This is a genomic window from Yersinia sp. J1, assembly GCF_050586585.1.
In the GTDB taxonomy this organism is placed as follows: Bacteria; Pseudomonadota; Gammaproteobacteria; order Enterobacterales; family Enterobacteriaceae; genus Yersinia; species Yersinia entomophaga.
Genome location: NZ_JBOBDP010000002.1, coordinates 43345 through 61067 on the forward strand (window position 1 = coordinate 43345; position 17723 = coordinate 61067).

A 17723-nucleotide genomic window follows, 5' to 3' on the forward strand; every position below is an offset into this window, starting at 1 on the left:
TATGTGGTAATGGATAAATCAACCGCTTTAGCGCAGCAAATTTTGGTCGGTATTGGTGGCGAAGCCAATATTCGTAAACTTGAAAATTGTATGACCCGGGTTCGAGTTGAGGTTAAAGACGACAATCTGCTGGATTTATCTCATTTGAAGCAGTTAACCGGAGTCAAAGGCTATATTAAGCAGGGGGAACAGCATCAGTTTATTGTTGGCCCCGGCGCGGCGTCGAAGGTGGTTGAGCGCATGCGGGGCCTGATGGTTGGAAAAACAGAAGACATCGCTGAAACCGATGCGATCGGTCGAAATAAAGCGCAGGCCAAAGCTAAATATGCGGCTCCAATGAGCGGTGCGCTGAAGAAACTGGCTGACGTTTTCATCCCGCTAATTCCTGCATTTATTGCTTCCGGCTTAATTATGGGAATAGTGAATATTCTCAAGCGTCCGGATATTTCTGGCGATTTAGCGCTGCATTACCCGAATATTCTGGGGTTGTTGGCGATCTTTGGCAGTGCAGTGTTTGCGATTATGAATATTCTGGTGGGCGTCAATGCCGCCAGAGTGTTCGGCGGTTCGCAGGCAATGGGCGGCGTAATGGCCGGTATTTTATCCAGCCCGGCGCTGGCGCAAATTACGCTGTTTGGCGAAGCGTTGCAGCCTGGTCGCGGTGGAGTTATTGCCGTTTTACTGGTTGTGGCATTGATGTGCTGGATCGAGAAATGGTTGCGTAATCACCTGCCTGAATCGATAGAGCTTATTGTCAATCCGTTGTTAACTACGCTAATCACCGCCTCTTTGGCTATTTTGCTGCTACAACCGCTGGGCGGGTATATTTCTGAAGTGATTACCCACGGAGTCAATTTGGCTATCGATCGCGGCGGACTGTGGGTCGGCGCGCTGCTGTCCGGGCTGTTTCTGCCGCTGGTACTGTCCGGTTTACATCAGGGATTGGTGCCTATTCACGTAGAGCTGGTGCAGGCTCACGGCGCCAATCCGTTACTGCCGATACTGGCGATGGCTGGCGTAGGGCAAATTGGCGCCGCGTTGGCGGTACTGATGAAAACGCGCAATGCGCGCCTGAAAAAAGTGATTAAAGGGGCTCTGCCGGTCGGCATTTTAGGCATTGGCGAACCACTGATTTTTGGGGTGACGTTACCTTTAGGTAAACCCTTTATCGGCGCTTGCTTGGGGGGGGCAATCGGAGGGGCGTTAATCAGCTATTGGAAAGTGGCGACGGTGATAACCTTCGGGATTTCCGGCCTACCGCTGGCTTTGACCATTATTTCCGGCAAAGTCATGTTGTACCTTTTGGGGATGGCAATCACTATTCTGGCCGGTTTTATATTTACCTGGATTATGGGGTTTACCGATCCAGAAGAATAATAGCGTAACGCTGTTCATGGTAAGGAAAAAGGCGGTAGTATCACTTTAGGATATCGCTCTGTCGACGCGGATTTGGCAGAGCGAAAGACATTTTGAGGAGTGATAAGTTGATGCCAGAATCGACCTTAGCAAACATCGCGCCGCAGGCCGCTGAAGGCAAACGCGTTGTATTTTTTGATTTAGACGGGACGCTGCATCAGCAAGATATGTTTGGCAGCTTTTTGCGGTTTCTTACTCGTCGCTTACCTCTTAATTTACTTCTGGTTATTCCGTTATTACCCGTCGTTGGGATTGGCTTACTGGCAGGAGGCCGCTGCGCCCGCTGGCCGCTTAGCCTGCTGTTGTGGAGCATGACCTTCGGCCGTAGCGAATCTCATCTGAAAGATCTGGAGCGGCGCTTCGTGGGGGCGTTTCGTCAGAAAGTGGTGGGTTTTCCTGTAGTAAAAATGCGCCTGCGGCAGTATCTGGAACAGCAAGATACGCAGGTGTGGCTGATCACCGGTTCACCGCAGCGGCTGGTGGAGCAGGTTTACCATGATTCTCTTTATCTGCCCAAGTTACATCTTGTTGGTAGCCAAATGGCGCGATGCAACGGCGGCTGGATTTTGCCGCTACGCTGTCTGGGGCAGGAAAAAGTGGTACAGCTTGAGCAGCGGCTCGGCTCTCCCTTGAAACTTTATAGCGGTTATAGCGACAGTAGGCAGGATAACCCGTTGCTGTTTTTCTGCGAACACCGCTGGCGGGTGAGTAAGAACGGCGAATTACAGCGGTTAGAGTGATTGTTTTCCTGGAATAACCGCAGGGTTTGCCGCTGTTTTTCATGACTTTAAAGGCTCGGTTATTGAGTTACGTCAGTTGTTGCCTCAATGTGTTACATCGGTATTACTATGGCCTAAACGCCAGATTTTTTCCGCGTAGCGACCGAGTAACCATAAGCTTCCGCCCAGAATCACGAAAAACAGCGTTTTGGGCAGCGAATCCCAAAACAGTTCGAAAAAACGGGTGTACAGATTGATGGCTAAAAAGGTTAAGCCGAAGCCGCGAAGCATGGCGTCATCTCGCTTCAAACCCAGCCATATAGCGGCTCCTGCCGCCAGAGCAAACAGTAGGCTCCAATGAAACAGCGCGATCTGGCGCACCTGATACCAGCCGTCAATATCACCGTAATTGCCGAAGATCGACAGTAACCATAAAGCGAGAAATAGGTATAGCAGCCCCATTGCTTGTGAAACCCGTTCCAGCCGCCGCTGGCGCAGCGGGTTTTGGGCCAGCAGAACGACCGATATCAGTATCAAACCGAAAAGAATAAAGCGCAGCGGGTAGTTCAGGCCCAGCCAATAAGCTCCCCAGCCGGAAAGGTAGCCCGTTTCTGCGCCAAAGGCGTTCCCCAGAGATAACAGAGCAAATAGCCAGACCAAGGGGGAGCGGCCTAGCCAGCCGATTAGTGCATAAATTCCCGCACCGAGCAGCAATAATAGAGAAACGCGGCCACTGCCGTTATCCAGCCAAATGCCTAAGTAGCCTAAAGATGTTGCGGTAAATAATACGCCGAGAAACAGCAGGGCTTCATTGCTGTAAATTTTATCTGGGCTGAGGCGATAACGGCGAAATCCCCAATAATAGAATGTAACGGCAATCCCTGCGCAGATTACGGAAATGGCCGGAGCGTCGAAGCGCAGGAATTGGCTAATCCAGGCAATGAGAACGCTGTCGGCAAACAGGCTGGCAACGGCGGTAGCCAGGCAAGCGAGCGCGCCTAAAAAGGCATAGCTCGCCAGTCTGCGCCAATCAAAAGGCTGAATCACAACGTGCTTTAACAGGCGCTGATGTTCTTCCGGCGCAATGACGCCTTCACTGGCCCAGCCATCTAGGGTTTTCTGTACCACCGCCGCATTTTTTTTGCTGAGTTTCATATCCAGGTTCCCTTGTATGACAGGTTCTCTCGGCGGTTTAAGCCATTGCTTCGGGTCAGCAATGTGAAGGTGACGGCGAGATTTTCTATGTATTCTTCACTTTACTGTATTGATGACTTTTATTGAGTATAAGTAATAGATGAATAGCCCGGTAGCGATAGTCTGAGTACTTCGGGCGGACAAAATCCCCGTTCTGCGCCTGCGCTGTGTATAATGCCCGCCGCAAAAGTGCCTGAGAGGTGAATGTGTCTATTGAATATAATGATGAATACTGGATGCGTCAGGCATTAGAGCTGGCGCAGCGCGCGCAGGAAGAGGGCGAAGTGCCGGTTGGCGCAGTGTTGGTGTTAGATAATCAGGTTATTGGCGTTGGCTGGAACCGACCTATCATCCATCATGATCCTACTGCTCACGCTGAAATCATGGCGTTACGCCAAGGCGGGCAGGCGCTACAGAACTATCGACTGCTTAACGCGACATTATATGTCACGCTGGAACCTTGCGTGATGTGCGCCGGAGCCATGGTACACAGCCGTATTCGTCGTCTGGTTTACGGTGCTGACGATGTGAAAACCGGCGCAGCAGGCTCGTTGGTGGACATTTTGCGTCATCCGGGGATGAATCATCAGGTCGAAATTACTTCCGGCGTTCTGGCTGAGGCATGTTCTGCTACGCTGAGCGCCTTTTTCCGCCAGCGCCGGGAGCAGCAAAAAGCGCTGAAGCAGGCTCGCCGCGCCGCTGCGCAAAACGAGCCAGAATAGTCCTTGAATCGGTCAATTAATCGACCAGCCCGGCCCAACCACCGGATAGGCTTTGCCTAATTCAGCTTCGATAGCCGCACTTTGCGCGGCTTTTTTCTCTTTATCCTGCAAATAACCCACCAAACTGACCTGATAGCGCCGGATGTTTTCCACGTAGTTATAAGCCTCATGCCCACGGGCATAGCCGTAAGTCGTACTCGGGTAATAGCGCTTCTGGCTCAGCATCGGCAAACGCATTTTTACATCTACCCAGCTATCTGGATTACCGTTCTGGCTTTTGGTCAGTTTACGGGCATCCAGCATATGACCATAACCCATATTATAAGCCGCCAATGCAAACCAAATCCGCTCGTCTTCCGGCACCGTTTCCGGGATCTTTTTCATCAAACGTTGCAGATATACCGATCCGCCTTTGATGCTTTCCTCAGGGTCCAGACGGTCTTTTACGCCCAAACCGTCTGCAGTGGCGCGGGTTAGCATCATCAGGCCTCTGACGCCGGTTGGTGAGGTCGCCTCGGGATTCCAGTGTGATTCCTGATAGGCGATGGCCGCTAGCAGCTTCCAGTCGATTTCACCGGCGTGCTTCTCAAACAGCGGCTGGAAGGTTGGCAATACCGTGTCTATGGCTCTTAGGAAGGTTTTGGTATCCACATAATCGAAGCTGCCAACGTGGCCCAGATATTTTTCTTCTAAGCGCGCCAGACTGCCGTCTTCAACCATTTGGCTGTAAAAATCCAGCAGTGCGGCATACAGGCTGTCATCATCGCTACGCTTAAAGTACCAGGTGACCGGTTCTTCATCGGTAACATCGAAAGCTACCGCTAACTGCGGGTGGATGCGCTGCAACAGGGCAATAGTGATGGAATCGCCTATAGTGTAATCCAGCTTGCCATCGGCCACCTGCTCTAAGAGTTCTTTAGCCGAGCGATCGGTTGAGGACTCCCAGCTCAAATTCGGGTACTTGCCCTGTTTTAGCTGTTTTAGCGCCGCCATGTGCGCAGAACCGGCGGCCACGGTCAGTTGCCCTTGCAGATCGTTAAAGGTTTTTGGGCGGGTTTTGCCCAACCGATACACCAACTGTTGGGAAACCGAATAGTATGCGGGGCCGGTGCGCGCCCGATTCAGGCGTTCACTGTTATAAATCAGGCCTGCGGCCAGCAGGTCGGCGTCGTTGTTGTCCAGATCTTCGAACAGGTCATCGATATTGTTACGGGTCGTAACCACCAGCTTCACGCCGAGATAATCTGCGAAGCGCTTTGCTAGTTCGTAGTCAAGACCGGTAGGGCCATCTTTACCTGGGGTGTAGATCAGCGGTGAGTTCATCGTACTGATACGAAGCTCTCCGCGGGCTTTGATCTGGTCGAGTTGTCCCTCCTGACCGTTGCGCCAGGAAATATTCGGCCATAGCGCAAGAGCCAGAAGCAAGGTAACAACACCGATAAAAAAATAATTTAATTTAAGGCGCGTCAAATAGTTGTCTCTCGGCAGCGCGGGGTTGTGCGTTATATATAAGGGCGATTTAACATGGTTAAATCCCCAGTGCGGGGGCATTTTGCGCAACAAAACGCCAGTGTGCAACTTTATTGACACTTTATGATAATTCGACGACTTCTCGCGCTATTATCAATAATAGATACGCAAACGGTTTCGTCGGAGGCCGAGATTCTCTATAATGGCGCGCGTTTTCCCCTGTTGCGCCCAATGAAGTGCTGTTCCAGCTGCTTCGAAGACGAGAGAAACTTAGATTATGGAAATACTGCGTGGTTCGCCCGCTTTGTCGGCTTTTCGCATTACCAAATTGCTGTCCCGTTGCCAGGACGCTCACCTGCCGGTGAGTGATATCTACGCCGAATATATTCATTTTGCCGACGTTAGCGCGCCTCTTCGCGCTGATGAGCACGCCAAACTCCAACGACTTCTCCAGTATGGTCCTTCTCTCCCTGAACATGCCCCTCAAGGGCGTTTGCTGCTGGTCACGCCGCGGCCGGGCACGATTTCTCCCTGGTCTTCCAAGGCGACCGATATTGCCCATAACTGCGGCTTGTCTCAGGTTTTACGTCTGGAACGCGGTCTGGCCTTCTATATTGATGCGCCAGAGCTGACCGAAACCCAGTGGCAGCAGTTGGTCGCTTTGTTGCACGACCGCATGATGGAAACGGTATTTACCGATTTGCAGCAGGCAGAGCAGCTGTTTGCTCATCAGCACCCTGCGCCGGTTCAGCGGGTAGATATTCTGGGCGAAGGCCGCGCAGCGCTGAAGCAGGCTAATATCAAGCTGGGTCTGGCACTGGCGGAAGACGAAATTGATTACCTGCTGAATGCCTTTACCGGTTTGGGGCGCAACCCGACGGATATTGAGCTGTATATGTTTGCGCAGGCGAACTCCGAGCACTGTCGTCATAAAATCTTTAACGCTGATTGGGTGATCGACGGCGTGGCTCAGCCGAAAACGCTGTTCAAAATGATTAAGAACACTTTCGAACAAACCCCGGATTACGTGCTGTCTGCTTATAAAGACAACGCGGCGGTAATGGCCGGTTCGCAGGTTGGGCGTTTCTTCCCCGCGCCGGAAAACGGTGTTTATGATTATCATCAGGAAGATGCGCATATCCTGATGAAAGTTGAAACTCATAACCACCCGACGGCGATTTCTCCTTGGCCGGGTGCCGCAACCGGTTCTGGCGGCGAAATTCGTGATGAAGGTGCCACCGGGCGCGGTGCTAAACCGAAAGCCGGTCTGGTCGGTTTCTCGGTATCTAACCTGCGTATTCCCGGTTTTGAACAGCCTTGGGAAGAAGATTTCGGTAAGCCAGACCGCATTGTGACGGCGCTGGATATCATGACCGAGGGTCCACTGGGTGGCGCGGCGTTCAACAACGAATTTGGTCGTCCGGCCCTGCTGGGGTATTTCCGTACCTATGAAGAGCGGGTCAATAGCCATAACGGCAGCGAACTGCGCGGCTACCATAAGCCGATCATGCTGGCGGGCGGTATCGGTAATATTCGTGCCGATCACGTTCAGAAAGGCGAAATTACCGTTGGTGCCAAACTGGTGGTGCTAGGTGGCCCGGCGATGAATATCGGTTTGGGCGGTGGCGCGGCATCTTCCATGGCGTCCGGCCAGTCCGATGCGGATTTGGATTTTGCCTCAGTACAGCGCGACAACCCGGAAATGGAGCGTCGCTGTCAGGAAGTGATCGATCGCTGCTGGCAGTTGGGCGAGCAGAACCCGATTCTGTTTATTCATGACGTCGGTGCCGGCGGTCTTTCCAACGCGATGCCAGAGCTGGTGAGCGACGGCGGCCGCGGTGGTCGCTTTGAGCTGCGGGACATTCTGAACGATGAGCCGGGGATGAGCCCGCTGGAAGTCTGGTGTAATGAATCTCAGGAACGCTATGTGATGGCGGTAGCGCCAGCGCAAATGGCGCAGTTTGATGAAATCTGCCGACGTGAACGCGCACCCTATGCGGTGATCGGTGAAGCGACGGAAGAACTGCATTTGACACTTAACGATAGCCATTTCGGCAACCAGCCTATCGATATGCCGCTGGATGTGCTGCTGGGCAAAACGCCTAAAATGCTGCGGGATGTCACCAGCCAGCAGGCGCAGGGCGAAGCGTTGAATCGTGCTGAAATTAGCATTGCCGATGCGGTAAAACGCGTGATGCATCTGCCAGCGGTCGCAGAAAAAACCTTCCTGATCACCATTGGTGACCGCACCGTCACCGGCATGGTGACTCGCGATCAGATGGTGGGGCCTTGGCAGATTCCGGTTGCCGACTGTGCGGTGACCAGCGCCAGTCTGGATAGCTATTACGGCGAAGCCATGTCTATTGGGGAACGTGCGCCGGTAGCCTTGCTGGACTTTGCCGCTTCCGCGCGTTTGGCGGTGGGTGAGGCGCTGACTAACATTGCCGCGACGCAAATCGGCGAAATGAAACGCATTAAACTGTCGGCAAACTGGATGTCCGCTGCCGGTCATCCCGGTGAGGACGCCGGTTTGTACGAGGCGGTGCGCGCCGTGGGTGAAGAACTTTGCCCGGCGTTGGGTATCACTATTCCAGTGGGCAAAGACTCTATGTCGATGAAAACCCGCTGGCAGCAGGATGGCGAACAGCGCGAAATGACTTCTCCGCTGTCGCTGGTGATTACCGCCTTTGCCCGAATCGAAGACGTGCGTCATACGGTTACGCCGCAGTTGCGTACCGATAAAGGTGACAATGCGTTGTTACTGATCGATTTAGGCGCTGGTCACAATGCTTTGGGGGCTACGGCACTGGCGCAGGTTTATCGTCAGCTCGGTGACAAAACGGCCGATGTGCGCAACGTGGAGCAGCTGGCTGGCTTCTTTAACGCCATGCAGTCACTGGTAGCCGATCAGACCTTGCTGGCTTATCACGACCGCTCTGACGGCGGCCTGTTGGTGACTCTGGCTGAAATGGCCTTTGCCGGTCACTGTGGTGCCGAAGTGGATATTCAGGCTTTGGGTCAGGATGCGCTGGCTGCCTTGTTCAATGAAGAACTGGGGGCGGTGATTCAGATTCGCGCCGAGCACCGCGCGGCCGTTGAACAACTGTTCGCTAAACAGGGGCTGGCAGAGTGCGTGCATTACTTAGGACGCGCGACCGTCGGAGACGATTTCGTGATCCGCAGTGGAAACGACACGGTTTATCGTGAAAAACGCAGCACTCTGCGTCTGTGGTGGGCAGAAACCACCTGGCAGATGCAGCGCCTGCGCGATAACCCAGACTGCGCCGATCAGGAACATCAAGCCAAGCAGAATGAGCAGGACCCTGGCCTGAATGTGAAACTGACCTTTGAACCTCAGGAGGATATTGCTGCGCCTTATATTCTTAAACAGGTTCGTCCGAAAGTGGCCGTTTTGCGTGAGCAGGGCGTTAACTCTCATGTTGAGATGGCGGCAGCTTTCCACCGCGCCGGTTTTGATGCGGTAGACGTGCATATGAGCGATTTGCTGGCTGGTCGCATCGATCTGCGAGGTTTTCAGACCCTGGTAGCCTGTGGCGGTTTCTCTTACGGTGATGTATTGGGTGCTGGCGAAGGCTGGGCCAAGTCTATCCTGTTTAATAACCGCGTACGCGATGAATTTGCCGAGTTCTTCCTGCGTCCGGAAACCCTGGCGCTGGGCGTGTGTAACGGCTGTCAGATGATGTCTAACCTGCGGGAACTGATTCCGGGGGCAGAACATTGGCCACGCTTTGTACGCAACCAGTCTGACCGCTTTGAAGCGCGTTTCAGTCTGGTTGAGGTGGCTGACAGCCCGTCACTGTTTATGCAGGATATGGTTGGTTCTCGTATGCCTATTGCGGTTTCGCATGGTGAAGGGCAGGTTGAAGTGCGCGATCGGCAGCATCTGGCCGCTTTGGAACAGCACAATCTGGTGGCGCTGCGCTTTGTGAATAATAAGGGTGAAGTGACCGAGCAGTATCCGGCTAACCCTAATGGCTCAGTGAACGGTATTACCGCTGTCACCAGCGCCAGTGGCCGTGCCACGGTGATGATGCCGCATCCAGAGCGTGTTTTCCGCACCGTGAGCAATTCGTGGCATCCAAAAGAGTGGGGCGAAGATAGTCCGTGGATGCGTATGTTCCGTAATGCGCGTAAACAGTTAGGCTAACGATCCGTTGGTTTAAATATCTAAGGGGGGCGAAATGCCCCCTTTTGCTTATCGATATCACTTATCGATATTGATTGACGTTTGGTTTGTCTGAATCGGTCCCAATTTCTTATCACACCGTGAAGCTATAGCTTATTTCTTTCATTTCTTTATTATTATCTAAGACTTCAATAATTAACCTATATGTTCCTGGTTGAATATTGTGCATTTTGATTCTTATTGGTATCTTGTCATTATTAATAAAACCATTAATGCTGATTAGCTCTGCGTTATTGCTGTTGACGACATAAATGTAATAGTTCAGTCTGCCATGGGCTTCAAAGTCGAATTTAATTTTATATTCCGCAGCTTCTTGACTGTAATAATAATGTAGGTCTGTTATTTCAAAGTCAGGAATATAACTGATATGAGATAACGGCCTAATCCCTGAAATGGCCGGTAACATAGCCAATTGCCCGGTACTGATGACGGTCGAGCGAATGTCTTGGCGAGTGCGAGTTACATCATTGGCAAAGGCGGTGGCAGATAAAATGATTAAGGTCGAACACAAAAATCCGAGTTTATTTACCGTCATACATCCTCCTGTGTTATCTGCGTCATGGATAACATGAGTGGCACTTTTATTACTGATAGTGATTTTTTTCGGTGAATATTATGAAGCGTTGCGTTCTATTTCAGGTTTTCATAGCTATGAAAATCCCTATGTAATTTTATGTTAATTAAGATTCAGACTGTCTGGTTATAAAGATGTTTGGCTGTGAAGTAGTATAAAATTCATTGTGTTTTCAAAACTGATATTTTTCGTATTGGAAACTAGCCGAAATCTAATTACAGATGTCCACTCATAGTTCGTCCTCTTGTATTCGACACTGCATTAAGACACTGCATTAAGACACTGTATTAAATTGTTCATTAATCAGTTAACCCTCTGTTGGCATCGGGTTCTCTGGCTGCGAGGTAGAGCAGCCATTTTTTGCCTCGCCGGATGCGGAGCTTTGTTCCGAGCTAGCGATGGGTTCCTTCGTCGACAGCAACCGCCGACAGCAACTCTTTGCGCGGGCATCTGGCTATGATGCTGACAAATTTTCCTTATCTATGAAATATCATTATTTATAAGTAACGAGATTAGGTTTGATGAATTCCCACATGAGATGAAGATCTCAATTTGTTGAAAAATATATATTTTTATTTTTGTGTCGGTAAATTGCGACAACAGCATAAAGCGGTGTCTCAAATAGGAGACATATAACTTCATGATTTTTAATGTTTTTATTATTGATGCTTTTGGGTGTCGTGAATTAGAGACAGAAGGCTAATAACGCGTTAACTGTTTAACCGTTGTTTTTAAGTTATAATTATGAATTATTTAAATAACTGTTTATTTTCAATGTCTTAGTATTTTTATTTTAAAGTTGGCACGGTAACTGCATTATCTTAATCAGTTGCTCATTCACCTTTTTATGACAGCCCCGCAGTTAAGCGGAATATGCGCTTCATAAGCCATCGAATGACGCCTAAGAATGGTGCCTATCGTCCACCTAAACCGATATTGCCGCGCAAGCGCTTTATCAAGCATCGGACGACACGTTGAGTGAGGCACCGCCTATGTCCTACTGTGATGAAGGGTTCATCAATATTGGACATGTTTGGATGCTATTCGTCTCATCCCCCCGATGATTGCTTCGGCTCATCAAACTGGAGGCGATTTTCAGGGCATCCACATATTCTTGCTAATGGGGGCAATAGTGTTATTGCCCCTGTTAAGCAAATCAGCAATACCTTCAGATTCGTTCAAACATCGATATCGCAATCATTTCTCATTCGATTGAGTGTTGATACAACAGGCTGATCGCATCGATGAATCAAAATTGTGGAAACCAGTTTCCTATTAAAATTAAGCACTTTGCTCATAGCAGGTGCTTTTTTTTTGCTCGAAAATCAGCGGTCGATGATTTGTTGATGAAATAGTGCGGGATTTATGCGGTAACAGACATTGTAATCCTCTGAGAGTCGGTTAGCATCAAAGCAGAATAATAGGTAATGAGATGATTTCGTTGAAAAGATGGCGTTTATTCCCTCGTTCGTTGCGTCAGCTGGTACTGATGGCGTTTCTGTTGGTGCTTTTACCCTTGCTGGTACTGGCTTATCAGGCTTACCAAAGTTTGGATCATTTAAGCGAGCAGGCGGCAGATATCAACCGTACCACGCTGGCGGACGCCCGGCGCAGCGAAGCTATGACCAGCATTGCTCTGGAAATGGAGCGTAGCTATCGCCAGTTTTGCGTATTGGGCGATCCGACACTTGCCAAGCTGTATCAACACCAGCGTAAACAGTATGCCCAAATGCTGGATAGCCATGGTTCGATCTTGCCTGACGCCCACTATTATCAGACTTTACGTGGCTTACTCACTCAGTTGGAAGAAATAAAGTGCCAGAACAGTGGGCCAGATGCGCAATCTTCGGAGCAACTGGAAGGTTTTTCTCGCTCTAACGCCGAAATGGTTCAGGCCACTCGTGACAGTATTTTCTCTCGTGGTCAGCAGTTGCAGCAGGATATTGCTGAACGCGGACAGTTTTTTGGCTGGCAGGCGTTGTTGCTATTTTTGGTCAGCGTGATTCTGGTGGTGCTATTCACCCGCATGATTATCGGCCCGGTGAAGGGAATCGAGCGTATGATTAATCGCCTGGGAGAAGGGCGAGCGCTAGGCAATACAGCGTTGTTTAAAGGGCCGCGTGAGTTGCGTTCACTGGCGCAGCGGATTATCTGGCTCAGTGAGCGTCTGGCGTGGCTGGAATCCCAGCGACACGAGTTTTTACGCCATATTTCTCACGAACTGAAAACGCCGTTAGCCAGTATGCGTGAAGGAACGGAATTACTGGCTGACGAGGTCGCCGGGCCGTTGACGCAAGATCAAAAGGAGGTGGTAGCCATTTTGGATAACAGTAGCCGCCATTTACAGCAACTCATTGAACAATTGCTGGATTATAACCGTAAGCTGGCAGACGGCTCTGGCGAGCATGAAAATGTCGAACTGTTGGAAGTGGTTGAAGGGGTTATTTCTGCCCATAGTTTGCCAGCCAGAGCCAAGCAAATTCGTACCGAGGTCGATCTGCAAGCGGATATCTGCTGGGCTGAACCCACATTATTAATGCGAGTTCTCGATAATCTCTACTCCAATGCGGTGCACTATGGCGAGGAATCCGGTACCATTTGGATCCGCAGCCGTCAGGTGGGAAATCGGGTACAAATTGATGTCGCTAATACTGGCACTCCGATTCCGCTAGCCGAAGAAACCATGATATTTGAGCCTTTTTTCCAGGGAAGCCATCAGCGAAAAGGGGCCGTTAAGGGAAGTGGACTGGGACTGAGCATTGCTCAGGATTGCATCAGACGTATGCAGGGCGAACTGCATCTGGTAGAACAGGATGATGCAGCCGTCTGTTTCCGCATTGAATTGCCATTAACCGCCGAGAATGAATAAATAATGTACAAGTGGTCTGTCAGTCGCTTTTTTAAAAAGACCGAATCTTTGCCGCGCTCCGCCCTGGAGGCTGTCGCAACGCCATCTTATCGTAAGGCCGCTTTTTTGGGGACGCTGTTACTTGCCCCACTACTATTGAGTGGATGTATCGATCGTTCCGCCAACGGACGCTTTTCCCATGCGGTGCAGTTGGTGATTCCCGAAAGCAAAATTGTGGATTACCGCACCGCTCAATGTGACACGCTGTGGGATATCGAAGATAAAGAAGTTCTGGAGAATTCGCTTTATTGGCTGAGAGCGATGGACTGTGCCGAGCGTTTAAGCACCGCGCAGTCCAGAGCCTTGGCCAAATCTATGCAAACCCTATCCTGGTCAACGGCGTTTAAGCAGGGCATTTTGATCGGCAGTGCTGATCCATCAATGGCCGAGCGTCGTCAGATCGTTGAGCGTCTAAATAGCTATAGCCAGACTTTCCCCGGTTCTCTGCGCCCGCTGATTCAGCTATGGCGGGAACAGCAAGTGCTGCGTATTGCTCTTTCCGAAGAACGTGCCCGTTATCAACGTTTACAGGATGAATCGGACAGCCAGATTGATCGCCTGAGGGAAAGTCAGGTGCGTCTGCAATATCATTTACAGGACACCACCCGTAAGCTGGAAAACCTGACCGATATCGAGCGTCAGCTTTCTTCACGTAAACAACTGCAAAATGAAATTTCTGAGCCTGAGGCAGAAATCAAAGCCGCCGCTGGGTCCAATCCAGAGCCGGCCAAAGCGGCTGAAATGAAAGAAGAGAAAGCGGCAGAGAAAAAGTCGGTAGAGGCAAGATCGATAGAAACAAAATCGATAGAAACCAAGCCGGTGGAAACCAAGCCAACAGAAACCAAACCTGCGGCAGAAAAATCGGCCAAGCCAGTGGAACCCGCAGCTCAGCCGACCACTCCGGTAACAGCGCCGGAGGCCAAACCGGCAGAAACCTACTCGCCTCCGGCCACCCAGCCGTCACCCGCTTCCAAAAAGGAGTCCGAGCCACATGACACCACGCAAACCGGCCAATCTACTGCTGGTTGACGATGATCCCAGCCTGCTCAAGCTGCTGGGAATGCGTCTGACAAGTGAAGGTTTCCATGTCACCACGGCTGAAAGCGGTCAGGAAGCCCTGCGCTTATTGATGCGCGAGAAAATCGACTTGGTGATCAGCGATTTACGCATGGATGAAATGGATGGTATGGCATTATTTGCCGAAATCCAAAAATATCAGCCGGGTATGCCGGTGATTATTCTGACCGCGCACGGTTCTATTCCTGACGCCGTTGCCGCCACTCAGCAGGGCGTATTCAGCTTCCTGACCAAGCCAGTCGATCGCGACGCACTGTATAAAGCTATTGATGCCGCGCTCGAACTTTCCATTCCTGCCGGTGATGATAGCTGGCGAGAAGCCATAGTGACCCGTAGTCCGCTGATGCTGCGTTTATTGGAGCAGGCTAAAATGGTGGCCCAATCTGACGTTAGCGTGTTGATTAATGGGCAAAGCGGTACCGGTAAGGAAGTGTTGGCGCAGGCAATCCACGGCGCCAGTCCGCGCGCTAAAAAAGCCTTTATTGCCATAAACTGCGGTGCTTTACCGGAGCAATTATTGGAGTCTGAACTCTTTGGTCATGCTAAAGGGGCATTTACCGGCGCGGTAAGTAGCCGGGAAGGCCTATTTCAGGCTGCGGAAGGTGGGACGCTGTTCCTCGACGAAATCGGCGATATGCCCTTATCATTGCAGGTAAAACTGCTGCGAGTGCTGCAAGAGCGCAAGGTTCGTCCTTTGGGCAGCAACCGAGATTTGGATATCAACGTGCGGATTATCTCGGCAACTCACCGTGATTTGCCGAAAGCGATGGCAAAAAATGAATTCCGTGAAGATCTTTACTACCGTTTAAACGTCGTGAACCTGAAAATTCCGGCGCTGAATGAGCGAGCGGAAGATATTCCGCTACTGGCTAATCATCTGCTACGTGAATCCGCCAAACGGCATAAACCTTTTGTGCGCAGTTTCTCCACCGATGCGATGAAACGACTGATGACCGCCAGCTGGCCGGGCAACGTGCGTCAATTGGTTAACGTCATAGAGCAGTGTGTTGCTTTGACCTCGGCGCCGGTTATCAGCGAAGCGTTGGTCGAGCAGGCGCTGGAAGGGGAAAACACCGCTTTACCGACTTTTGTTGAAGCGCGTAACCAGTTTGAGCTGAACTATTTGCGTAAACTGCTGCAAATTACCAAGGGTAACGTTACCCAGGCGGCGCGAATGGCAGGCCGTAACCGCACTGAATTCTATAAATTGTTGTCGCGCCATGAATTGGACGCCAACGATTTCAAAGAATAGTGCTTTCTTTCCTCGGAACCCGATTGGAAAAGGTGTTCGGCGGGTTCTAAACAAATGACCGGGAATGATTTACACTTCGGTCTTTGTTGTGGCATAGCAGAATTGAAACCAATATGAACAGAACACTTTCCATTGCGTTAGCCCAGCTTAATCTGCTGGTTGGCGATATTGAAGGCAACACCGAGCGTATGTTGCAAACCTTACATGAGCAGCAAAAGGCCGGTGCCGATCTGGTCATGTTTTCCGAACTGGCACTGTCGGGCTATCCACCGGAAGATTTACTGTATCGGGATGATTTCTACCTGCGCTGTGAGGCACAGTTAGACCGTTTACAGGCCGCAGCGCAAAAGACGGCGGTTCTGGTAGGGCATCCGTGGCGTGAAGGGAATAAGCTGTACAACGCCCTGTCACTGTTCTCCGAAGGTAAATTGCTTGGTCGCTACTTCAAACAACAGTTGCCTAACTACGGCGTGTTTGATGAAAAACGTTATTTCACTCCTGGCAATGAAAGCTGCGTGGTTGAGCTGAAAGGCTATCGTTTAGGGCTATTAATCTGTGAAGATCTGTGGTTCAACCAGCCGGTAGACGCTGCGAAAGCTGCAGGTGCAGAGCTGCTGCTGTCGATTAACGCCTCGCCGTATAACCGTGAAAAACCTTATATTCGCAAAACGCTGATGGCTTCCCATTGCCAGCGTACCGATTTGCCGCTGATTTATTTGAATCAGGTGGGCGGTCAGGATGAGCTGATTTTCGACGGTTGTTCAAAAGTATTTGATTCTAAAGGTAATATGACGCATCGTCTGGCCGCCTTTGCGGAGCAAACGACGCTATGCCGCTTCCAGGATTTGGTCGTCGAGCCCATGGCGGCACCGGCGGCGGGGTTGTCTCCGCTGGCTGAAGTGTATGAAGCTCTGGTGCTGGCAGTGCGTGATTATGTGACCAAGAACGGCTTTAAAGGCGCGGTACTCGGCCTTTCTGGCGGTATAGATTCGGCGCTTACGCTAGCGATTGCCGTAGATGCGCTGGGTAAAGAGAAGGTTCAGGCGTTAATGATGCCGTTCCGCTATACCGCAGACATCAGTATTGCCGATGCGAAGGAAGAGGCTGAAATCCTGGGTATCGAATTCGATATTCTATCTATCGAACCGATGTTTGATGCTTTTATGGGACAACTGGCGCCGATGTTTGCCGGTACTGAAAAAGACACCACCGAAGAAAATTTACAGGCGCGCTGCCGTGGCGTGGTGCTGATGGCATTATCAAATAAACGCCGCAGCATTGTGCTGACTACTGGTAATAAAAGCGAAATGGCTGTCGGTTATGCCACGCTGTACGGTGATATGGCGGGTGGCTTTGACGTGCTGAAAGACGTACCTAAAACGCTGGTATTTAAGCTGTGCGAATATCGCAATACCGTTTCTTACGTGATCCCGCAGCGGGTTATCGATCGTCCGCCGTCCGCCGAACTGGCGCCGGATCAGTTAGATCAGGACAGCCTGCCGCCTTACGACATTCTCGATGCGATTCTGGAAGGCTACGTTGAACATGATAAGTCGGTAGCCGATTTGGTGGCTGAAGGCTTTGACGAGGCTATTGTGCGCAAGGTCATTCGTCTGGTAGATATTAACGAATATAAACGGCGTCAGTCGGCTGTTGGGCCGCGCATTACCGCTCGTAGTTTCGGCAAGGATAGACGCTATCCGATCACATCCGGCTTTGGCCGCAAAAATTGGTAAAACAGGAATTCGCCATCATGAAGAAAATTGACGCGATTATTAAACCGTTCAAACTGGATGACGTCCGCGAAGCTTTAGCTGAAGTGGGCATTACCGGGATGACGGTTACCGAAGTGAAAGGCTTCGGTCGCCAGAAAGGCCATACCGAGCTGTACCGCGGGGCTGAGTATATGGTGGATTTTTTACCTAAGGTTAAAATCGAAATTGTCGTTGCGGATGATATCGTGGATACCTGCGTAGAAGCCATTATGCAAACGGCTCAAACCGGCAAGATCGGCGACGGTAAGATTTTTGTGTTTGATGTCGCGCGCGTGGTACGTATTCGTACCGGTGAGCAGGATGAAGAAGCTATCTAACTGATACTAAATCGAAAACATTAAAATCAGGTCGTATCATCGAAAAGAACCCCATTTATGGGGTTCTTTTTTTACCACTAATTGAATGCTAA

The 17723-nt window shown here is 50.7% G+C and carries 12 protein-coding genes; 9 read left to right on the plus strand and 3 right to left on the minus strand.

Annotated elements, in window-relative coordinates:
- The first annotated feature begins 9 nt into the window (after window positions 1-9).
- Window positions 10-1377, plus strand: a complete 1368-nt coding sequence (locus ACQ4OC_RS04950; protein ID WP_064516804.1) for a PTS transporter subunit EIIC — start codon at window positions 10-12, stop codon at window positions 1375-1377.
- Between the two features lie 110 nt (window positions 1378-1487).
- Window positions 1488-2156: a phosphatidylglycerophosphatase C gene (yfhb, locus tag ACQ4OC_RS04955; RefSeq protein WP_064516806.1), complete on the plus strand. Its 669-nt coding sequence runs from the start codon at window positions 1488-1490 to the stop codon at window positions 2154-2156.
- Between the two features lie 84 nt (window positions 2157-2240).
- Here the strand turns inward: yfhb and ACQ4OC_RS04960 are convergent, their stop codons facing one another.
- Window positions 2241-3290: a DUF2157 domain-containing protein gene (locus ACQ4OC_RS04960; protein ID WP_430970996.1), complete on the minus strand. Its 1050-nt coding sequence runs from the start codon at window positions 3288-3290 to the stop codon at window positions 2241-2243.
- A 239-nt stretch (window positions 3291-3529) separates the two neighbouring features.
- Between ACQ4OC_RS04960 and tadA the strand changes: the two genes are divergently transcribed.
- Window positions 3530-4051: a tRNA adenosine(34) deaminase TadA gene (gene tadA, locus ACQ4OC_RS04965; RefSeq protein ID WP_120806688.1), complete on the plus strand. Its 522-nt coding sequence runs from the start codon at window positions 3530-3532 to the stop codon at window positions 4049-4051.
- Between the two features lie 12 nt (window positions 4052-4063).
- Here the strand turns inward: tadA and mltF are convergent, their stop codons facing one another.
- Window positions 4064-5521, minus strand: coding sequence for a membrane-bound lytic murein transglycosylase MltF (mltF, locus tag ACQ4OC_RS04970; RefSeq protein WP_430970997.1), 1458 nt, complete (start codon window positions 5519-5521; stop codon window positions 4064-4066).
- A gap of 277 nt (window positions 5522-5798) precedes the next feature.
- Here mltF and purL point away from each other — a divergent pair, with 277 nt between their 5' ends.
- The gene (gene purL / locus ACQ4OC_RS04975; protein WP_120806687.1) at window positions 5799-9689 is read left to right on the plus strand and encodes a phosphoribosylformylglycinamidine synthase; all 3891 of its coding nucleotides are present in this window, start codon (window positions 5799-5801) and stop codon (window positions 9687-9689) included.
- Between the two features lie 112 nt (window positions 9690-9801).
- Here the strand turns inward: purL and ACQ4OC_RS04980 are convergent, their stop codons facing one another.
- Window positions 9802-10263 (minus strand): hypothetical protein, encoded by a 462-nt coding sequence (locus tag ACQ4OC_RS04980; RefSeq protein ID WP_064516815.1) that lies wholly within the window; start codon window positions 10261-10263, stop codon window positions 9802-9804.
- Window positions 10264-11734: 1471 nt separating this feature from the next.
- Here ACQ4OC_RS04980 and ACQ4OC_RS04985 point away from each other — a divergent pair.
- The 5 genes from ACQ4OC_RS04985 to glnB all read left to right on the plus strand — a co-directional run bounded on the left by ACQ4OC_RS04985 (window position 11735) and on the right by glnB (window position 17631).
- A complete protein-coding gene (locus ACQ4OC_RS04985) occupies window positions 11735-13171 on the plus strand; it encodes a sensor histidine kinase (protein WP_064516817.1) in 1437 nt (478 codons plus the stop codon).
- A 3-nt stretch (window positions 13172-13174) separates the two neighbouring features.
- Entirely contained in the window at window positions 13175-14239 is a 1065-nt protein-coding gene (gene qseG, locus ACQ4OC_RS04990; protein ID WP_120806685.1) for a two-component system QseEF-associated lipoprotein QseG, read from the plus strand.
- Window positions 14202-15539 (plus strand): two-component system response regulator GlrR, encoded by a 1338-nt coding sequence (gene glrR / locus ACQ4OC_RS04995; protein WP_064516821.1) that lies wholly within the window; start codon window positions 14202-14204, stop codon window positions 15537-15539. Before qseG ends, glrR begins: the two co-directional genes overlap by 38 nt.
- A gap of 113 nt (window positions 15540-15652) precedes the next feature.
- A complete protein-coding gene (locus ACQ4OC_RS05000; protein WP_064516823.1) occupies window positions 15653-17275 on the plus strand; it encodes an NAD+ synthase in 1623 nt (540 codons plus the stop codon).
- Between the two features lie 17 nt (window positions 17276-17292).
- Window positions 17293-17631 (plus strand): nitrogen regulatory protein P-II, encoded by a 339-nt coding sequence (gene glnB / locus ACQ4OC_RS05005; RefSeq protein WP_004718065.1) that lies wholly within the window; start codon window positions 17293-17295, stop codon window positions 17629-17631.
- Window positions 17632-17723: the final 92 nt, after the last annotated feature.

What these genes read in the sequence shown, in the direction of transcription:
- ACQ4OC_RS04985 (WP_064516817.1), top strand. Translation starts at nt 11,735, where the DNA reads ATGATTTCGTTGAAAAGATGGCGTTTATTCCCTCGTTCGTTGCGTCAG.
- glnB (WP_004718065.1), top strand. Translation starts at nt 17,293, where the DNA reads ATGAAGAAAATTGACGCGATTATTAAACCGTTCAAACTGGATGACGTC.
- yfhb (WP_064516806.1), top strand. Translation starts at nt 1,488, where the DNA reads ATGCCAGAATCGACCTTAGCAAACATCGCGCCGCAGGCCGCTGAAGGC.
- qseG (WP_120806685.1), top strand. Translation starts at nt 13,175, where the DNA reads ATGTACAAGTGGTCTGTCAGTCGCTTTTTTAAAAAGACCGAATCTTTG.
- ACQ4OC_RS04980 (WP_064516815.1), bottom strand. Translation starts at nt 10,263, where the DNA reads ATGACGGTAAATAAACTCGGATTTTTGTGTTCGACCTTAATCATTTTA.
- ACQ4OC_RS05000 (WP_064516823.1), top strand. Translation starts at nt 15,653, where the DNA reads ATGAACAGAACACTTTCCATTGCGTTAGCCCAGCTTAATCTGCTGGTT.
- ACQ4OC_RS04950 (WP_064516804.1), top strand. Translation starts at nt 10, where the DNA reads ATGGATAAATCAACCGCTTTAGCGCAGCAAATTTTGGTCGGTATTGGT.
- ACQ4OC_RS04960 (WP_430970996.1), bottom strand. Translation starts at nt 3,290, where the DNA reads ATGAAACTCAGCAAAAAAAATGCGGCGGTGGTACAGAAAACCCTAGAT.
- glrR (WP_064516821.1), top strand. Translation starts at nt 14,202, where the DNA reads ATGACACCACGCAAACCGGCCAATCTACTGCTGGTTGACGATGATCCC.
- purL (WP_120806687.1), top strand. Translation starts at nt 5,799, where the DNA reads ATGGAAATACTGCGTGGTTCGCCCGCTTTGTCGGCTTTTCGCATTACC.